We start from the raw sequence: 19,400 nt of genomic DNA on the forward strand, positions 1-19,400 counted from the left end.
AATCTTGAAATCCCGCGGATTATAGCTCAAACTTTTTCAGATGCTCCGGTGTGTTTTCGATCTGGTCAAACACATCCATTGTTTCTTTGTGCCTGATGATATGCACTTTCCCTTCCAGGTCAATCAGCACAATATTGGGACGAAGGTTAATAAACTGCATCCACTGGGTCATGTTATAGGCGCCAACGTAATGGATCACAAAATGGTCGCCTTTGTTGAGCAGCGGCAGCACGGCATTTTCGCGGATTACGTCAATGTTCATGCACAGCGGGCCATACATGGTGGTTTCCTCGGTATATTGCGAAAACTCCTGGGCCGGTGTGATTTTGTGATCGTACCAGAAGGAGGTAAACAACAAATTAATCCCTATATCCACTATGGTTGTGCGTTTGCCGGTTGAGGATCGCTTGTTGGAAATAACAGTTCCCAGCAGGAAGCCAGCTTCATCAATCAATGCCCGGCCGGTTTCAAGAATCAGTAAAGGCAGATCATCAGGCGGATACTCAGCATTGAGGAGTGCTGAAGAAATTTCTTCGGCATAATCATCAAATGATGGGCTGGTGTCCATACCCGGGAGATAAGCACCTTTCAACGTATTTCTGGATGAAAACCCACCACCCAGGTCAATATATTTCACATGATGATCATACTTACGTTTAAGCCCGAGGGCAAGGTCGGTCAGCTTGAGTGCTGCGACTCCATAAGCTTTTGTGCTCATAATAAATGTTCCGATGTGGCAGTGCAATCCCACCAGGTCCATTTTCCCGGAAGCCATGATTTTATTGAGCGCATCCCATGCCTGGCCATTTTCATAATTGAATCCGAAACGATCCCAGATCGGATAAATACCGGTGTCCATGTTCACCCGAATAGCCACGCGGGGCCTTTTATTTAGCTTGGTTGTCAGCTCGATGATCGTATAAAGTTCATCGAGGTGATCAATGTGAATGAGGGAGTCGTTGACGATGGCTTTTGTAAGGTCGCTGACTGTTTTATCGGGACCGTTAAAAATGATTTTCCGCGGATCAACACCGTTTTTAACCGCTTTGTCGTATTCAAAACCTGAAACGACTTCAGCCCATGCGCCCTCCTGGTGGTAAATATTGCATACAGCGTCCAGGTAATTGGTCTTGAACGACCAGGCAAACTGCACTTTAGGATACCGCATTGTAAAAGCCTTTTTTGCTTTCTGAAAGGTACTCCGGATCGCTTTTTCCGAAAGCACAAACAGCGGGGAGCCATACTCTTCAATCAACGATTTCACTGAAACTCCGTCAATATTTGTTTTTGGTGTCCGGTCAACACGAGCCCCAAATTTGTTGGGCATGTCAGTTTCCAATCGCTTGATTACCGGTCGTTCATATCTTAATTTTTCCATTTTATTTACTGCTTAATGACTGATGATTAAAACTAAAGTTCTCCATTGGTTGAAATTTGCTGAAACTCCTCTATATCCACGATCATATCCCAGGCGTAGCGGACAAACATTTTTCCGACTTTGTAATCGGTAAAAGGGGGTACTTCCTCGCCAAGAGCAAGTTGAACAAGCGCCTCAGGGATGTTTTGTCCTGCGCCCACTGCGAGGTAAATCCATGCCGGCATACGCGGGTTGATTTCGAGTAGAAAAAAGTCGTTCTGTTTGTCTTTCATCAACTCCAGCTCAAACCCCCCGCGCCATTTGGTCTGGCTGATAAATTGGTTAGTCATCTCGAGCATCCGGTAATCAGAAATCGAAACCCCGCCCCATGCTTTGCCCTTATCGGTAATATACTGCTTTCGCATGGGCACAGCGGCTATCGTGTTGCCAAGCCCGTCGCCTAATCCGGTTACATTAAACTCGCTGCCATGCACAAACTCCTGAATGATGATGGGCGCTCCCCATTTGGCAGTGATTTTATTGTAGTAGGTTTTCACCTGGTCTTCATTGTAAGCCACATAGGCTTCGTAGTATTTTCCCTTAACCAATACCGGAAATTCAAAATCCTTCGAAAGTTTTTGCGCAGAACCCAGATCATAATATACCTTTCCCTTTGGAACTTTAATTCCATACTTTCTTCCAAACTCGTCGAGGTTCACTTTGTGGCGCTCCTCAAATTGCTCAAGAGTTGGCAGAAAAGTATGGATTCCCATCTCTTTCAGTTGTTTTTCAAGTTTGATGAATGGGTAAAGTTCAGCATCAAAATTGGGGATAATGATATCCAGTTTTTCCTGTGAATGAATGTATTCAAGGCGCTCCATGATCACCTCTGCTCCAGATGAAGGATAGGGAATGAGGTAGGTTTTATCCACCAGGTCGTGCATGAAAATACCCGGCTCCAGCGATTCATAACTTAATCCAATAATGCGGCAATCAAAGGATTTGGCTTCTTTCAAACCCCTGATAACAGCAACGCCTGGTCCCGGACTGTCAATAGCGTTCAAGCCGGAAACTGCGATTGTGAGTTGTCTTTTATTCGCCATTTTCCACCAATGAATAGTTCTTCAATAACCCCAGGAAATCCTCAAAGTCTTTCTCGAAAGTGGTTTTCTCAACAAAATACTTTCCGATGGTAGCTTGCACTATTTCCAGCTGGGCTTTACCCTCTTTCAAATCGTTGATAATGGATGCGCCCATAGGATTCACTGTAAAAGACTCCCCGGTGTCAGGATTAAAAATAAGCCCTGAAGCGCTGACAGCAACATTTTTTTTAATTTTCATGGGATGATTTATTTGGATAAAATCCTGATTGTTCATTTAATTGATAATCAACTTCCGAGCCTGTGATTGCCAGTTACCTGCCTGTAAATGGTAAAAATAAATTCCTCTCGGATACTGGGTGGTTTCGATTTTAACCTCCCTTGCGTGATGATCAACCGGAATCGTGCGAATGGTTTTCCCTTCTCCATTTAAAAGCAAAATATTGCCTGTTTGCTCATTCTCAGGCAACTCATAAGGGATGGTCGTAAAGGAAAAGGCGGGATTCGGAAATGCATTGAGAGCATTATATTTGACTGCGTTTTCCTCCACATCAAAAGAAGTTTGTTGTCCGGGCAAATGATAAACATACGTTTGGACGGTATAGGGAGTAATTGAGTAGTCATAGCTGTAGGCAGTCATTTTTGTACTTCCGTCACTCAGCGTATGGACATAAATATACTGGCAGCCCGGGATAGTCAGTAAAACAGTTCCATCCTCCTTAACCACTTTCGCAGTAAATGTATAATATTGACCTGGCTCATCGTACAGATAATAGATGTAAGCAAGGCACAGACTATTATCAGTAGTAAAAAGATTTTCCGAAACAAAGCGAATATCATATAGCCATTGACCGTTTGGAACAACAAGTGGAATTGTTTTCCAGGGTGTATGATCAATGTTATAAATCCGGCATTGCTCGGCAGCCACATGCATGATATAAAATTTGTCGCCTGAATTGGCAAGAGAAGTATAGGTACCCGATTGGTCGTACATTTCTTCAAATGTGATTTGCCCAAAAGCAAAATTCAGGCTGATAACGAATGCAATTACAAATGTTACGTGTTTCATATTGATTAAGATTTAAAATTTCGGCAAAAGTAGTATTAGTAGCAATTAGGGAAAGTGATTGTGGAAGTGTTGTACATTTTGATCAGGTAGGCTCTTCCGGGAGACAGACTGGTTAATGAAAAAACCTGTTGATCAGGCCAATAAACCCTCCATCCGGCTAATTCAACAATGATGGCCATTTGGTTTAAAAATTTTGGCTCCAGGTTAACGATTTCAACATCGCAGCCCGATAGTACCGGCAGCAGGTTCCATCCGGTGATTAATGATTTCTGTTTATTCATCAGTGTATTACCGCGGATGCGAAGCAATTCAGCGTTGGTAAGTTTAATCCGGTAACCATTATAAGGATTAAAATTAGTGAGTGTGTGAATACCACCGGCAGGGTAAATCATCCCCTCATCACCGGCAATAATCACCAGTGAATTGATGATTTGATTCAACACTGTATCAATATCATCATTTGTTGGGGTGATAAAACATGAAAGACTGTTCCACCCCTGGTTTAACTCAATGTTAAAGCCCGCTGGTGCTGATAGCGTTTTTTGGGCAACCAGTACTGGGGTTCTGTCAGCATTTTCATACATCGATCTGAAGGTATTAATTTCACCGGAAGAATGGCTGAACATTTCAGCAAGCCATTTATCATTAATCGTCTGGTAATAAACCCTGGCGGAAATTTCAACATGCCCGAAGTATTGATTGAGAGGAATATGGTAATGCAACTGGTCGCTGCCGGACCCTTCGATCCCGTCTTGTTTGTTAAAATCCGGGTCTATGGTCGCAAGTCCTGCAATCCTGGTTGTATCGTAACTATAATGTGAAGAGTTGAAACCCACCGGCGGTAACCGGTTGTCTTTCAGATGCTGATATGCCCGCTCAAGTACTGTCGTCACATTTGAATTTACATCACCCATCACCATTTCGTAAATCTGCACCTGATCCTCGCTGATAATTAGATTGTGATGAGGTTCGTAGGTACTATTCTCATGAATTAAGTTGAAGTTTTCATCTGCTCTCCCACTGTGAAACAAAGTATCACCTGATTCAGTTAAAGCAACCACTTCAACCCATGCTCTCCTGCTTGGAAAACCCGATGGGAATTTGTGACCGGCTTTGTTTTTCAATGTAAGTGCTAAGAACAAGGTGTCATTTGTCCGGTCAGTTTCTGCTAATACAAGGTCAAGAGTTTGCTGTTGCAACATCCTGGTTGAACGATTGATGGTTGAATCAAATTGGACTGCAGTGGCTGTAACGCCAATATTTTCTCCATTTTCTTTTAGTAAACGTCCCATAAAAACATTGGCTCCGGCATGCTGATGCATGGCAAAAGGGGACCGGGGTTGCAGCCAGGGAGGAGCAGAACTCATTTTAACAGGATCATCAATACGCGGAACGTGACAACTTTGACATGTTATATTGGTTTGAGAAAACACTGAATTGTTCCACTCATGATAAATGGCCTGCTCAACAAACTTTTCACCTGTCGGAAGACCATTCAGATCAACTGAGTTTGTCAATAGCGTGTGGCATGAAGCACACAGTCGCGAATCGTTCACATGATTGCTATGTACCGGAGTATAACCGGTATTGAAAAACATGGGATTGGCAAATGGACTGGCAAATGGCCCCCAGATGATCTTGTTTGTGCCAGTAATGAAAGTTCCAGAAAAGTACCCCAACGAACCCGGCGTAATTTGATGGCACACCGTGCATTGGACACCATCCATTGCCAGCGGGTCATTTTTCATTTCAGCAAGAGAATATAAAGCCTGTCCTGAATGATGTGCATTGACATTGCCAACGGGTGCATGGCAGGTAGTGCACACATTCTCCAGGGTTTCTTTGTGAGCTGGATTCACCAGGCCTTCATGACTTACTTTTGCCTGCCAGAGCGGGTCTTTTGCCGAGTTGGCCATCATCGTCGAGCGCCAGTCGTTGGCAATGGCCACTGATTTTCCCTGCAGGTTGACCATTGAATTGTGACACAATGCACAGGTTCCCGATCCTGCGAACAAATCATTATAGCCCTGAGGCAAGTCTGTATTCCGGTTGATGCGTGAAATCAATTCATCACCAATGCCCCCTGCTGTTTTCACTGTTGTTGGTCTTGTAAAAGCAATGAACAACAGTGCTATAAAAAATAATGGCGGGATGTAATATAATTTGCTCAGGTTCATATTTTGGCTTTTTTCAGGGAAATAATAGCTTTTAATTCGGATGCAAAACTACCGTACACAACCTGACTGGCAGTTATGAAATTCAAATTGATTTGTACAAGATTTTAAGATAGAAATCAATTGTAATAAAAACCGGTTATGTTTGCGACGGTTTTTTTCAATTGAATTTGATAAGATAGTAAAGGAATGGCAAAGCAACGAATTTTACTTCCGGATATACTTAAAGGGGTTGCAGTGATTTTTATGATCCAGGTTCACATCATGAAACTGTTTGCAACTACTGAAGTACTTGAAAGTTTTGCCGGGAAGCTTACACTGTTTTTTGGCGGCCCACCGGCAGCACCGGTTTTTATGGCTGTTATGGGTTTTTTTATTGCTACATCAAATAAGAAACCTACACAAGACCTGCAAAGGGGTTTCAAACTGATCGGGCTTGGTTTTTTGCTCAACATCGGGATGAACATCCATGTACTGACTAAAATTTTTACAGGCGCCCTCGACCTGAATCCATGGCATTACTTATTTGGTGTGGATATTCTTTTTCTTGCAGGGCTCAGCATCATTTTACTTACATCCATGAAATACCTTTTTGGGAAAAAGCTGCTACCCTTTATCTTACTTTCAGCCATAGCAGCTTTTATTCATCATTTTTTGCCTGTTCATCAAGGAGAAATAACCTGGATAACCTACTTTCAGTCTTTTTTCTGGGGAGAATTTGCATGGTCCTATTTCCCTTTTCTTCCCTGGATTATTTATCCCACAGTTGGATTTATTTTCAGAATCGTTCTCGAAAACTACCAATTGGAGCAAGTATCTTCAAAGGGACTTGTTTATTTCATTTTTTCATTATTGATAATCCTTTGGATTTCATTACCGATGGCTTTTGATGTTCCCTACTCCTTAACCGGTAGATATTACCAAAAACCATTTCTGGTTGCTTGGGTCCTGCTGTTTTTACTTTTTTGGGTCATGCTTTTTAAATACTGGACAGTTAATCGCAGTCAGTGGCCTTTTTTCAGTTATCTGGCCTGGGTAGGAGAAAATGTGACAGTCTTTTATGTTTTTCAATGGCTCATCATTGGCAACCTGGCCACAGCAATTTATCGGACTCAGCATGGGATTATGCTGGTCCTTTGGTTTATAGCAATTTTAATAATATCAAGTTTCCTGGTTTTTATTTGGAAAAAGTTATCAGTGAGCAGAAAACGCAGCCAGTCTTTCGTAGTTTGAGTAGAAATTCCACTGTCGGCCATCCAAAAAGCAGATTAACCTGAAACTCTTTTAAAGTCACTTACTGTTATTCCCGTAACCGATTTAAATTGTGTGGAAAGATACTGAACGCTGCTGTACCCCATCATATAGGCTATTTCACTAAGGCTCAACTCTCCCTGATGAATCAATTCCTTCACTTTGTCGATCTTTTGCTGGATGATAAATTTCTCCAGCGTAAGGTGTTCATGCTTAGAGAAAATTGAGGAAATGTATTGGTAAGAAAGATCAAACCGCTCGACAAGATAATCTGAATTACGCACCATGGCATTATATGTACTGTATTGCACCAGGTTGATCACTGCATTTTTTATTTGCTCAACCAGTTGATCCTCCTTATCATGCAGCAATTCAAATCCATCTTCCGCCAACAATGTTGTAATTTGCTCCAGGCTTACCTGCTCAGGATCAAAGCTTACATCAGCCTCTCCCAGCTCAATATGATTTACTTCAACTCCGGCATCCCTGAAAATTCTGCTTACCAATTTCAAACAACATTGGCAAGACATGTTTTTTATAATCAACCGTTGACGAGTCCTTTTATTCATGATAATTTGACGGGGGACAAAAATAGAGATAAAATCTTATACAAAATTTATCAAATTTCATAACAGTGGAGGAGTTAACTCCAGCTACTTTTGCTACCTGAAATAATTTTAAATTCACTTTTATTATTCACCAAAAATTTTTAACTATGAAAAACTTACAAAGACTCTTCGCTGCAACATGTTTGATCATGTTTCTCTCATTGAGTATTTCAGTTAAAGCTCAAATTCCTTGTGAACCAGTCAATCAACAAGCCACTGAAATTACTGCGCACACCGCCGTTCTTAGCTGGGAAGGCCTCACCGGCTATACCAAAGTACGTTACTATCCTTCAGGGACTGCAGATTACAAAATCAGAGGTGCTCACCTTAATAATACTGTAACTCTTGGGTTCCTTTTAGCAGATACCGATTACACCTGGGAAATCAGTACCTTCTGTGATGGTGTATGGACGGAGTATGGCTGGCCACAAACATTTACAACCCTTGAAGACAATGTAGTGTGCGAGCCCATCAATCAACAGGCCACTGAAATTACTGCACATACCGCTGTTCTGAATTGGGAAGGCCTCACCGGCTACACCAAAGTACGTTACTATCCTTCAGGGACCACAGATTACAAAATCAGAGGCGCACAACTTAATAATACTGTAACCCTTGGGTTCCTTTTGGCTGATACCGATTACACCTGGGAAATCAGTACTTTCTGCAACGGAGCGTGGACAGCGTATGGCTGGCCACAAACTTTTACAACCCTTGAAGATACTGTAGTGTGTGAGCCCATCAATCAACAGGCGACTGAAATTACTGCACACACCGCCGTTCTGAGCTGGGAAGGCCTCACCGGCTACACCAAGGTACGTTACTACCCGACAGGAACAACAAATTATAAATTCAGAGGCGCACACCTTAATAATACTGTAACTCTTGGTTTTCTTGCTGCAGAGACTGAATACACCTGGGAAATCAGTACTTTCTGCAACGGAGCGTGGACAGCGTATGGCTGGCCACAAACTTTTACAACCCTCGTAAGCACGCAGGTGTGTGAGCCCACTAACCAGGTTGCCACTGAAATTACATCCACAGGTGCTACCTTAAGTTGGGAAAGTCTTACAGTTCCTGCAAAAGTTCGCTTTTATCCAAGCGGAACAACAGAGTATAAGATTAAAGGAGCTTTCCTTAACAATACCGTTACTCTCACTTGCCTACTTCCGGAAACGGATTATACCTGGGAGCTGAGTGTTTTCTGCAATGGGATATGGACAGAATTTGGCTGGCCTGAATCCTTTACGACATTAGCTGCAGGAGCTATGCCAGGTAATGAAAGTATGATAAAAACATTGGTCATGGAAAATGAGTTTATTGACATCCTTGAATCAACAGCCTACCCTAATCCATTTAATAACCACACCAATTTGATTTTTAATTCATTTGAAGGAACAATCATATCATTAAAGGTGATCAATCTTCTGGGTGAAGTGGTTTATGAAATGAATGACGTTGCATCTGAGGGTCAAAACAGCATCTTACTCGATTTAAGCAATGTAAACAGCGGCGTATATTTTGCCATTCTCCAAACCGGTGATTCATTGAATAAGATCAAACTGATTAAAAAATAGACTTCGCAATATTGTGCGAGTAAGCCCCCTTCCATAAAAAGTTGGGGGCTTTTTGTTTCTTTGAATTTTGGAAGTAATAAACCTCTATTGGTAAATACCGATGGATAATACTGCTGAGTGTAAATATCGCTTCGCTCATGTACTATTAAATGATTCCACCCGCTATTACCAGACAGCCAAAATGTATATCAAATTCTAATTTCTAAAAGTAAATTAACCATTCACACTAATCTTTTCAAGCATCGGGAAATTGATAATTTCAAGGTGATTACCTTCGGATGTGACAATTTCATCTTCCTTGAACTTCTTTAGCACACGGATAAAACTCTCTTTGGTCATCCCGGTCATATCGGCAAGGTCTTGCCTTGAAAGTGTCAGTTTGAAAGGATTTTGTTTATAAATGGAATTGGAGAGATAGAGTAGCGTTTCAGCTACTCTGCCGTAAACATGCTTGTGCGTTTGTCCCGAGAGTCTGTCATACAAATTTATGGACTGCTGACTGATTTTTTTAATCACTTCCAAAGAAAAATCAGGATTTGTTCTCATCAATTCATTCATAACAGGCAGATCAATGATACAAGCAGTGGTTTCTTCACAAGCTTCAGCAGTGAAATGATGGCGTTGATCGATATAAATGCCCGGAACAAAAATGTATTCAACCGGCTTCGCAAGGCCTATGATCAGATTACTACTGTTATTATGTTCTACAAAAAGTTTGACCAATCCAGATGTAACACAAACCAAATTATGACAGGGAGTCCCTTGCTTAAAAAGGATCTCCCCTGGTTTGAAACGAATGGTTACACGGTGGCAATCAATCTGAGCGATTTCGTTCTCATTCAAAGCCCTGAACACATCAGCGCGCCGACTACATACCAGGCAGTTTCCATTGATGATCTCACCCATTTTTAAAACTATATTTTATGATTTTCTAAATACGCCGCAAAATTAAGTATAAAATGACAAAGAAATAATTTTTCATTGATTTAGATCAATGCAAATAACAAAATCAATCAATCTGAATTCAATTAACAATCAGTGAATAATTGTCACCTTGCAGTACTTTTATATGTTTTTTTGTAAAGCGAAATTTTTTCTACTTAACAGAAATAAAAATTTACACAATGAGCAACTTAAGGATTTTGACAGTATTGATTTTCATCACAGTGGGATTGATATCCTGCGAGTACGAGTTCATTGAGGTGGCGCCACCCGATCCAACCGTTGAGGTGAAATTTTCAACGGATATTGTCCCCATTTTTTCGGAGAACAATTGTATTAACTGCCACAAAACAGGAGGAACTTCACCTGATCTTACCGCGGCTAATGCTTACAATTCGATCAACCCAGACCTGGTTAACCTCTCAAACCCGGAACTTAGTACCATTTATGTAACGCCAGGTCCATCAGGCAATCATTCTGTGAAATACACACCAGGCCAGGCATCTTTAGTTTTGGAATGGATTAAACAAGGAGCAAAGAATAATTAATCAACAAACAAATCAGATATGAAAAGAAATTTTCTCATTATAAGCATTGCGTTGTTATTTGGTTTTCAACTCTTTGCCCAGGAGGCAGAAGTCCAGGAAGTACAAAAAGACCGTCCTGTAAGGGCGCCATTTGCATGCGGTATTATTATTGATAACCAAACCACCGTGATACCATCAGTAAAGACGCTTGAATTTCAGATTCAACATAAATTCGGAGATATCGGAAACGGTTTTTCCGATCTGTTTGGCCTTTACGCACCTGGAGCAAACATACGCATGGCCTTGAACTATGTCCCTATGAAAAATCTCCAGGTGGGTTACGGCCTGAGCCGGGTGAACATGTATAGCGATTTTTCAGCCAAGTACACCATCCTCGAGCAAACCCGTCAAAATACTGTTCCGGTTGCAGTTGGTGTATTTGCCAATATGGCCATTGATGGCCGGCCGGATGAAAGTTTCGGTGACAACTACCAGTTCACCAACCGGTTCTCCTATTTCTCCCAACTGATTGTTGGCAGACGATTCAATGATGCTGTTTCGGTGCAGGCAAATGTAAGTTTTACACATTATAACATGGTGGAACCTGAACAGGATCATGATAAGATATCAGTAGGATTTAACGGAAGAGTTAACATTACGGCACAATCATCCATTCTGCTGCAATATGATATTCCGTTAAAAGTAAAAGGGATAACCGAACACAATGAATTTTTAAATCCGGCCAAACCAAACCTGGGATTTGGTTGGGAGATCAGAACCAGTACCCACGCATTCCATATCTACATGGGTTCCGCTGATGGAATGATCCCTCAGCACAATGCGCTTTACAATCAGAACGACTGGACTGACGGGGATTTGATGTTTGGATTTTCGATCATAAGACTATGGAGTTTCTAAGTACCTAATCAATTAAGTTTAACATAAAAACAATTTTAAGATGAAGAAGAATGTAATTTCAATGATCATGATTGCTGTAGGCTGTTTCGCACTATTGGCATTTGTTGTCCCACAGGAGCAAAAAAAGGGCGCCCCCTGGGAAATCCCGGCTGAGTATAAAAAAATGCAAAACCCTCACAAGGGAGACGCTTCGCTGGACAAACTCGGTAAAGCCACCTACAATAAACATTGCAGGTCGTGCCATGGTAATACAGGTCTTGGCGACGGCCCGATGGCAAAAAGCCTCAAAACTCACCCCGGCGATTTTGGTGATGCCGAATTCCAGAAACACAACGATGGCGAACTTTATTACATGTCAATTATAGGGCGTGACGAAATGCCAAATTTCGAAAGTAAGATTACCGATCTCGAAGAACGTTGGGCAGTAATAAACTACATCCGTACTTTTAAAAAATAATCTTCATCAGGTCGGGAATTGACGGTTACACAACCCTGAATTCCCGACCTGATATCCAATTGATAAAACCATCTTATGACTAAATTCTCCAGAATCGGCTTTTGTACTCTTAAAGGAGGGATTTTTCTGGTATTTTTAGCATTATCGCTTGCAGGCTTAACGCAGGAGCCAAAGCACCCATTAAGTGATGACTCCCGCGTCTGCCTCGAATGCCATGGTTCGATGAGATATAGCTTTACTGATCCATCGACAGGTGATGTTGTCTCAATGAAAATGTATGAAGAAATCAGGATTGATACCGTCCGCTACACGAATGCCACACATGGTGGTTTCTCCTGCACTGATTGTCATTCGCCTGACTATGCAGTCCATCCTCATCCCATTGAGGTGAAGTTTGAGCCTCTTTACCAATGCTTTGATTGCCATGGTAACAATGATGTTTTTGCTGATTTTCATTTTGAAACCATTCACGATGAGTTTCAGATGAGTGTGCATGGAAATCATCTAATCGAAAATTTTAGTTGCTGGAGTTGCCACAATCCGCATACGTATGTCAATACAGCCCGAAAGGGTGGAACGATCACCGACGTTGTTGCTTACAACAATTCGATGTGTCTGGGTTGTCATGGCGACATCAGTCATTATGCTGTTTTAATTGAGGGGCAGCTAACCAATATGCTTTCGAAACACGAATGGCTTCCCAACCAAAGCCTGCATTTCCGTAAAGTCAGGTGCATTGATTGCCATGCTGCAACCAACGACAGTATTCTTGTTGCACATCACGTACTTCCGGCCAATGAAGCGGTAAAGAATTGTGTAGATTGTCATTCGACCAATTCCATACTTTTTGCCTCCTTATACAAGCACCAGATCATTGAAAGGCGCAACAAATTTGGCTTTTTCAATGCCGCTATTACCAGCGAAGCCTATCTGATCGGTGGGAACCGAAATTACTTTTTTAATATTGCAAGCATTGTAATCTTCGGACTAGTGCTTGTCGGAATTGCTATTCATGCTTCACTCAGATACATTCATTACAGAAGGAGAAGATCATGACAAAGAAAAGACTGTACCTATATCCTCTTTGGTTACGGGTTTGGCATCATGTAAATGCTGTGCTGATGATCGTATTGATATTGACCGGGATCAGCATGCAATATTCCAGTCCGGACTATCCATTGATCAGGTTTGATATCGCAGTAAATTTTCATAATATGGCGGGAATCTTACTAACAGCATCATATTTTGTGTTTCTTTTCGGCGTTCTATTTACGGCAATTGGCAGATATTACGTGGTTAAAACTGAAGGGTTCTTAACCTCTTTCTACCGCCAGATGCGGTATTATTTGTTCGGAGTATTCAGGGGTGAAAAAAGTCCCTTTAAAGTTAGTCAGGATCAGAAATTCAACCCCATTCAGCTGATATCCTACAACATTATTATGCATGCAATAACACCTGTTACCTTTATTACAGGATGGGCACTGATTTATCCTGAAACTATTGTATTGAATGTGTGGGGCTATAGCGGGATCATGCTTACCAGCCTGGTGCATGCAATTGCAGGATTTTTTATCTCTATTTTTCTTGTTATTCATCTTTATGTGATAACAATAGGACCCAATCCAACGATTGGATTCAAAACTATCCTCACAGGTTATCACGAAGATCACGACGATTATCACGAACCAACAGAAACAAAGAATTAGTTTTTAATATTAATAACCAAATCAAAATTTTATGACGAACAAATTTACTTTTTTGACCCCGGTGATGTTTATCATGCTTATCACATTGAGTTTGATGATCACCAGTTGTACTAAAGAAGGCCCTCAGGGCCCTCCGGGACTTGACGGACAAGATGCCACTGAAACTTGTATGACTTGTCACGATTTTTCAGAAACGATTGTCACCAAGTTCACCCAGTACAGTTATTCTACACATGCAAGTGGCAACAATGTTGACCGGAATGGGGTAGGCTGTTCACAATGCCATACAAGCCAGGGATTCAGAAGTTATCTTGTTGATGGTGTATCTGTTTTAATGCCAGATCCAACGCCGATCAACTGTCGTACCTGCCACCCGATTCATGAGTCCTACAGTACTGATGATTATGCTGTAAGAACCAATGCTCCGGTGAATTTAATTGTTGGAGACTTTGCCTACGATTATGGCAATTCCAACCTTTGCGCCAATTGTCACCAAGCAAGGTCAATTTCACCTTATCCTATAGCAGGTGGCGATGATGTTACCATAACCAATGCTCGTTATGGACCTCACTATGGCCCCCAATCCAACATGATTGCCGGCAAAGGACCTTTCGAAATTCCCGGAAGTCTTCCTTACGAAAATTCAGCCCATACCTCTCTTGTAACTGATGGTTGCGTTACATGCCACCTGGCACCCGCTTCCAATCTGCATTCCGGTGGTCACCAGATGAATGTGTCCTACACGACATCTTCGGGTGCAACAGCATTTAATTACTCGGGTTGCACCTCATGTCATACAAGTGCTACCGAACTTGCTGAAAACAGAGCCGAGAAACGCGCAGAAATTGAAGACTTAAAAGCACAGTTACTTGCGAAACTTCAGGAAAAAGGGCTTCTAAATGCTTCTGAACTCGTTCCCCAGCCTATCACTGTCTCTCCCAATGAGGCCGGTGCAATTATTAACTATAAGTTTGTTTATGGCGATCACAGTTATGGTGCACATAATTATCTTTACACTAAAGCACTTTTAGTTAATTCGCTGGAAGCACTCAACTAAATTTCGATGCGCTCTCATGATCTAAGTTCTTTAAATAAAAGACTATAACATACTATTTAGCCCTAAGTGTTAACCCATTTAGGGCTAAATGTTTTTAACCGGTTCTCCGTTATCAATCATAAAAACGAATACACAATGAAACTTCCAAATTCAGCACGAAACTGGACATCTATGCTTGGCGCTGCCATGGCAGTTACTACGCTGTTCATTATCCTCTTCCTGTTTATCCTATCCATGGTTTTCGATGCAGGAAGTTCTTACCTGGGGCTTTTCATTTTCATTATTCTTCCAATTTTTCTGGTAATTGGACTTGTACTGATTCCAATCGGAATGTACTTTACCCATAAAAAGGAGATAATCCAGGAAGCAGAAGAAAGTGAAACCAAATGGCCTGTTGTGGATTTAAACCGCATTGCTACCCGAAATGCATTACTAATATTTATCGGGGGTTCAGTCGTGTTTTTTTCCCTTACCGGCATTGGGAGTTATGAAGCCTTTCATTACACTGAATCGGTTGAGTTTTGCGGTACGCTGTGCCACCAGGTGATGGAACCTGAGTATGTTGCCTATCACCAATCATCTCATGAGCGGGTGAAATGCGTTGATTGCCATGTAGGTTCAGGAGCAGATTGGTATGTAAAAAGTAAACTTTCCGGACTTTACCAGATCTATTCAGTTGCCTTTAAAAAGTACCCACAACCTATTCCTACACCAATTCACAATCTGCGTCCTGCGCGAGAAACCTGTGAACAATGCCACTGGCCCGAAAAGTTTTATGACCCGATGATGAGGGTGAAAAAATCTTATCTGTCAGATTACGACAATACTGAATGGGACATCCACCTGATGATGAAAACCAGTGCTACCTATAGCGCACTTGGGTTGCAGGAGGGCATCCACTGGCACATTAATCCTGATGTTCAAATTGAGTACTTTGATGATCCGGAGAATAAAGGAGTAATTCCATGGGTAAAATATACTAACCGAAAAACCGGTGAAACAAAGATTTTTAAGGATCCGGATTATGCCGGGGAGGATTTTGCTTCTAACACTAAGATGGTCAAAACCATGGACTGTATTGATTGTCATAACCGCCCTTCACACAACTATAAGGTCCCGCAAAATTTCGTTGATGATTTGATTACTGCAGGAAAGATTTCGGGGGAGTTGCCCGATATTAAATACCTTGCCATGGAAATCCTTAATAAGGAATATCCGACCAGGGACAGTGCTTTTACTGCGATCGAGTCCAGAGTTTGGGAGTATTATACATCTGATTATGATTATATGCTCGAAACCCACGAAAAAGAAATTGGAGATGCAGTAGAGGCCATTCAACTGGGTTACAGCCAGAATATTTTTCCCTACATGAAAGTAACATGGAGTGAATACCCTACGCACCTTGGTCACATGGAAACTAACGGTTGTTATCGCTGTCATAACGATCGCCATGCCACCACCTCAGGTGAAGTGATTTCACGTGATTGTGACCTTTGCCATAACATTATCGCACAAGGAAATCCCGGCAACATTGAATATTCAAGTCAGTTTGAGGCACTTGACTTTAATCACCCGATTGATATCAAAGATGCCTGGCGGGAAACACTTTGCAGTGAATGTCATTTTGAATTGTATTGATCATTTTACAAATTGTTGCGGCAATTTCGATTTTTCTGAATTACGATAAATCCTACTTTGTTGCTAAGGTTTGCAAAACGGGAACCCTTGAGGAATTTACTCAAGTATCATTGATTCATCCCATTAAAAGGGAGTGCCGGAGATAAATCTGATTTTTCGTTTCCACTCTATTCGTATTGCTTTGTTTCTTTCAGCGTAGTCGCAAGGGAGCCGATAAGAAACTGGAACAACCTGTTTATTCCTTTGTATTGGCTTGATGAACTCCAGGATTCTGCAATGGTTAACTTCATGGAAGGGAGAGCATCGATCACCGAATCCACTTCGACAGCATAGTTACTTTCGCTATTATCCCTAAAAACTTTAACCAGGTAGGTTTTAATCAAAGGGGCCAATAAATAAAACCATAAAACGAGAATAAGGAAAGAGCGTCCAAGCATGATCAGGATGCCGGTAATATCAAATCCGCTTGTTTCGGGGTAGAGGTAACTGAGTAAAATCATTACAACCGACAGAGCAACGATGGCCAGCCCTGTCGGCTTTAGCCCTTTTTTAGACGCTGGTTTCGTTGGGTATACTGGTATTAACTCCCTGCTTAAAATTGGGATTTCTGGTGACTCATGCATTTTTGCTTCTACTTTAAGCGGAACAATGTAGGCAAGTATTCCTGCAGCCACACCGACAATTAAGTGAAACAGAATATAACCGCCAATCAGCCAATGGCTGAATGCAACATGTTGCTGTAATACAGCGGGAAACCATTCCTGGCTGATGAAATTGTAAAAATCGTCAATTGTTCTCCATAAGTGTTGGCCATAAATCAGGGTTAAAACAATGATTTTTTGAAACCCGTTCAGCAGTGATACGATGATGCCAAACAACAGCGAGGACAACAGTCTGATTTTTTTAGAGATGAAAAGCAGTTCTCCCAAAATTCCCTGGGCAACTACTGAAAAGTAGGCCTGCAACGGTGTGTGAGGACTGATGAGCGCTTTGATCATAACTACAATCAACATTGATCTTGTTATCCGCCCTTTCCAGTCAGAAAACTTTGCGATCAGACTAATGAGAATAATGGCAATACCCGAAATGAACATCCCCCGAAATGGAAGTTTAAATGCATGTAGCACACCCCCTAAAGCTGATTCACTCAACCCCCACAAAGCGGTAAGTTTTGTAACAGCATCAGATTCTTTTGGTTTCCTCATGCAGTCCACTTCACCGTTATTAAGGACAGGTTGTTTCAATATGGATTTTCTTTAAAAATTTACCGGTTATTTCTCAGTGGAACCTGGCAAATATAGAGTTTGTTTTTGGAAATTTACTGAATTCCGAAAGTTTTAGCCGATTTCAGCAGCTGAAATAAAACCTGATACAACCATAAAAGCATGGTCCAAACTAAAATCATGTTTATTCAGGTAAAATATTTCCAGAATAATTAATTCTATATATTTGCACCTTCAAAATTTTTAAAACTCAATAAAATGAAATCTAAAAAACTTGTTTTCTTGCTAATACCAATAGCCGCTTTCATCACTATTTTAATGCTAACTTCATTTAATAGCGGCACTGATGTGAAAGCTACCAACAACACTCCCGGAACTGTAGTTTTTACTGCTACCACTTTGCCAGCAGGCGGTAATTATGCACCAAAGCATGTACTGGCCATTTGGGTAGAAAAAGACGGTGTTTTCGTGAAAACCCGCAAAGCGATGGCCAACCAGCGAAAGCAGTATTTGTACAAATGGGCTGCATCGAGCAATTACAATGTTACTGACGCCATTACCGGTGCTACATTACCCCAGCATCAAACCCATACCGTGCAATGGAATTGTACTGACCTCAGTGGAAATGTTATGCCTGATGGAAATTACACTGTGATTATTGAGTTCACCGACAAACATGCCCAGGGACCCTGGTATGCAGTAACCTTCAATAAAGGTACGGAACCTGTTTCAATTACACCTCCTAACCAGCAGTACATCATCAACATGCAACTGACTTATACACCGGAGATCACTGTTACTGCAGACTTCAGTGCCAATATAACCCAGGCTTGTCCACAACAGGAAATTGTTTTTACCGATAATTCCACCGGAGCAACATCGTGGTCGTGGAATTTTGGAGCTGGGAGCGTGCCTCCAACTGCGAATACACAAGGTCCTCATACGGTTACTTATTCAAATTCAGGATTAAAAACAGTTTCCTTAACAATTAATGGAGGAACCACTGTTACCAAAGATGGCTATATCCTGATTCATCCGGCGCCTGAGGCTAATTTTTCTTTTCAGGTAAACAGCCCCGATGTTCAGTTTACCAATTCCTCTCTAAATGCATCATCTTACTTATGGGATTTTGGTGATGGCAATACAAGTACAGCTACTAATCCTTCACACACTTACATCGAAAACGGCCAATACCAGGTAAGTCTCACTGCAAGTAATGTAAATTGTGGTAGTGATGTTCATACTGAATTGGTTGTAATAACTACAGTAGGTATTAATGAAGTTGTTTCGGGATCCATAACTGCGTTCCCAAACCCTTCAGCCGGTGCGTTTTATCTTACTTCAGACGAAACTATTGACAACACAAAAGTCAGCCTGTACGATATCAGGGGGAAATTGGTTTTTTCAGATTTTCAGATCAATCTGCAATCAGGCGAAATTTATCAGATTGGTGATCATCTGCTTAAGCCCGGCGTTTATTTGTTGAATGTATCTGCAGGTGATCTGCAATACAAAAAAAAGCTGATTGTGAATTAGGCGCTTTGGCTGTCCCCATAGGGTTTTGTATGTTCCAGGAAAAATAGTTACTCTGCGGTTCTTTGCGCCTTCTTTGCGGAACTCTGCGGTAAAAAAAAGGTTAAACCGCAGAGAACCGCAGAGTTTTTCTCTGAGCCAGAGAAATAAAGTTTCTTTGTAACAGAATCCAAACCTAATCGTCTTGAAATCTAAATGACGGCAAAAGAGTTTTGCAATCGGGTTTTACCTTTACAGGACAAGCTTTACAGGCTTTCCCGTCG

The 19,400-nt window shown here is 41.5% G+C and carries 18 protein-coding genes; 10 read left to right on the forward strand and 8 right to left on the reverse strand.

Annotated features, from left to right (window positions below):
- Positions 1 to 19 precede the first annotated feature (19 nt).
- Genes IH598_10120 through IH598_10140 form a run of 5 tightly spaced genes read right to left on the reverse strand, consistent with a single transcriptional unit; the run spans position 20 to position 5,703 of the window.
- The gene (locus IH598_10120; GenBank protein MBE0638864.1) at positions 20 to 1,378 is read right to left on the reverse strand and encodes a diaminopimelate decarboxylase; all 1,359 of its coding nucleotides are present in this window, start codon (positions 1,376 to 1,378) and stop codon (positions 20 to 22) included.
- Between the two features lie 32 nt (positions 1,379 to 1,410).
- Positions 1,411 to 2,460 (reverse strand): ATP-grasp domain-containing protein, encoded by a 1,050-nt coding sequence (locus IH598_10125; protein MBE0638865.1) that lies wholly within the window; start codon positions 2,458 to 2,460, stop codon positions 1,411 to 1,413.
- A complete protein-coding gene (locus IH598_10130) occupies positions 2,450 to 2,698 on the reverse strand; it encodes a PqqD family protein (GenBank protein MBE0638866.1) in 249 nt (82 codons plus the stop codon). Before IH598_10130 ends, IH598_10125 begins: the two co-directional genes overlap by 11 nt.
- A gap of 36 nt (positions 2,699 to 2,734) precedes the next feature.
- The gene (locus tag IH598_10135) at positions 2,735 to 3,526 is read right to left on the reverse strand and encodes a T9SS type A sorting domain-containing protein (protein ID MBE0638867.1); all 792 of its coding nucleotides are present in this window, start codon (positions 3,524 to 3,526) and stop codon (positions 2,735 to 2,737) included.
- 35 nt (positions 3,527 to 3,561) lie between these two features.
- On the reverse strand, positions 3,562 to 5,703 hold the full coding sequence (locus tag IH598_10140) for a hypothetical protein (protein ID MBE0638868.1): 2,142 nt from the start codon (positions 5,701 to 5,703) through the stop codon (positions 3,562 to 3,564).
- 186 nt (positions 5,704 to 5,889) lie between these two features.
- Here IH598_10140 and IH598_10145 point away from each other — a divergent pair, with 186 nt between their 5' ends.
- Positions 5,890 to 6,933: a DUF1624 domain-containing protein gene (locus IH598_10145; GenBank protein MBE0638869.1), complete on the forward strand. Its 1,044-nt coding sequence runs from the start codon at positions 5,890 to 5,892 to the stop codon at positions 6,931 to 6,933.
- A gap of 35 nt (positions 6,934 to 6,968) precedes the next feature.
- On the opposite strand, the gene IH598_10150 is transcribed toward IH598_10145, so the two are convergent.
- Positions 6,969 to 7,520, reverse strand: a complete 552-nt coding sequence (locus IH598_10150) for an AraC family transcriptional regulator (protein ID MBE0638870.1) — start codon at positions 7,518 to 7,520, stop codon at positions 6,969 to 6,971.
- Between the two features lie 146 nt (positions 7,521 to 7,666).
- On the opposite strand from IH598_10150, the gene IH598_10155 reads away from it, so the two are divergent.
- The gene (locus tag IH598_10155) at positions 7,667 to 9,136 is read left to right on the forward strand and encodes a T9SS type A sorting domain-containing protein (GenBank protein MBE0638871.1); all 1,470 of its coding nucleotides are present in this window, start codon (positions 7,667 to 7,669) and stop codon (positions 9,134 to 9,136) included.
- A 213-nt stretch (positions 9,137 to 9,349) separates the two neighbouring features.
- Here IH598_10155 and IH598_10160 read toward each other — a convergent pair whose 3' ends face one another.
- Positions 9,350 to 10,042, reverse strand: a complete 693-nt coding sequence (locus IH598_10160; GenBank protein MBE0638872.1) for a Crp/Fnr family transcriptional regulator — start codon at positions 10,040 to 10,042, stop codon at positions 9,350 to 9,352.
- Between the two features lie 218 nt (positions 10,043 to 10,260).
- On the opposite strand from IH598_10160, the gene IH598_10165 reads away from it, so the two are divergent.
- The 7 genes from IH598_10165 to IH598_10195 all read left to right on the forward strand — a co-directional run bounded on the left by IH598_10165 (position 10,261) and on the right by IH598_10195 (position 16,381).
- Entirely contained in the window at positions 10,261 to 10,626 is a 366-nt protein-coding gene (locus IH598_10165; protein MBE0638873.1) for a hypothetical protein, read from the forward strand.
- 18 nt (positions 10,627 to 10,644) lie between these two features.
- The gene (locus IH598_10170; GenBank protein MBE0638874.1) at positions 10,645 to 11,523 is read left to right on the forward strand and encodes a hypothetical protein; all 879 of its coding nucleotides are present in this window, start codon (positions 10,645 to 10,647) and stop codon (positions 11,521 to 11,523) included.
- A gap of 40 nt (positions 11,524 to 11,563) precedes the next feature.
- Positions 11,564 to 11,980, forward strand: a complete 417-nt coding sequence (locus IH598_10175) for a cytochrome c (GenBank protein MBE0638875.1) — start codon at positions 11,564 to 11,566, stop codon at positions 11,978 to 11,980.
- 75 nt (positions 11,981 to 12,055) lie between these two features.
- Positions 12,056 to 13,036, forward strand: coding sequence for a cytochrome c3 family protein (locus tag IH598_10180; protein MBE0638876.1), 981 nt, complete (start codon positions 12,056 to 12,058; stop codon positions 13,034 to 13,036).
- Positions 13,033 to 13,686 (forward strand): cytochrome b/b6 domain-containing protein, encoded by a 654-nt coding sequence (locus IH598_10185; GenBank protein ID MBE0638877.1) that lies wholly within the window; start codon positions 13,033 to 13,035, stop codon positions 13,684 to 13,686. Before IH598_10180 ends, IH598_10185 begins: the two co-directional genes overlap by 4 nt.
- Before the next feature lie 31 nt (positions 13,687 to 13,717).
- Entirely contained in the window at positions 13,718 to 14,743 is a 1,026-nt protein-coding gene (locus tag IH598_10190) for a hypothetical protein (protein ID MBE0638878.1), read from the forward strand.
- Positions 14,744 to 14,878: 135 nt separating this feature from the next.
- Positions 14,879 to 16,381 carry a NapC/NirT family cytochrome c gene (locus tag IH598_10195; protein ID MBE0638879.1) on the forward strand — a complete coding sequence of 501 codons (1,503 nt, stop codon included), beginning with the start codon at positions 14,879 to 14,881 and terminating at the stop codon, positions 16,379 to 16,381.
- A gap of 167 nt (positions 16,382 to 16,548) precedes the next feature.
- Here the strand turns inward: IH598_10195 and IH598_10200 are convergent, their stop codons facing one another.
- Positions 16,549 to 17,625: a hypothetical protein gene (locus IH598_10200; protein ID MBE0638880.1), complete on the reverse strand. Its 1,077-nt coding sequence runs from the start codon at positions 17,623 to 17,625 to the stop codon at positions 16,549 to 16,551.
- A gap of 237 nt (positions 17,626 to 17,862) precedes the next feature.
- On the opposite strand from IH598_10200, the gene IH598_10205 reads away from it, so the two are divergent.
- On the forward strand, positions 17,863 to 19,140 hold the full coding sequence (locus IH598_10205) for a DUF2271 domain-containing protein (GenBank protein ID MBE0638881.1): 1,278 nt from the start codon (positions 17,863 to 17,865) through the stop codon (positions 19,138 to 19,140).
- The last annotated feature ends 260 nt before the right edge of the window (positions 19,141 to 19,400 follow it).

The sequence above is a fragment of the Bacteroidales bacterium genome (genome assembly GCA_014860585.1).
Taxonomy (GTDB): Bacteria; Bacteroidota; Bacteroidia; order Bacteroidales; family 4484-276; genus RZYY01.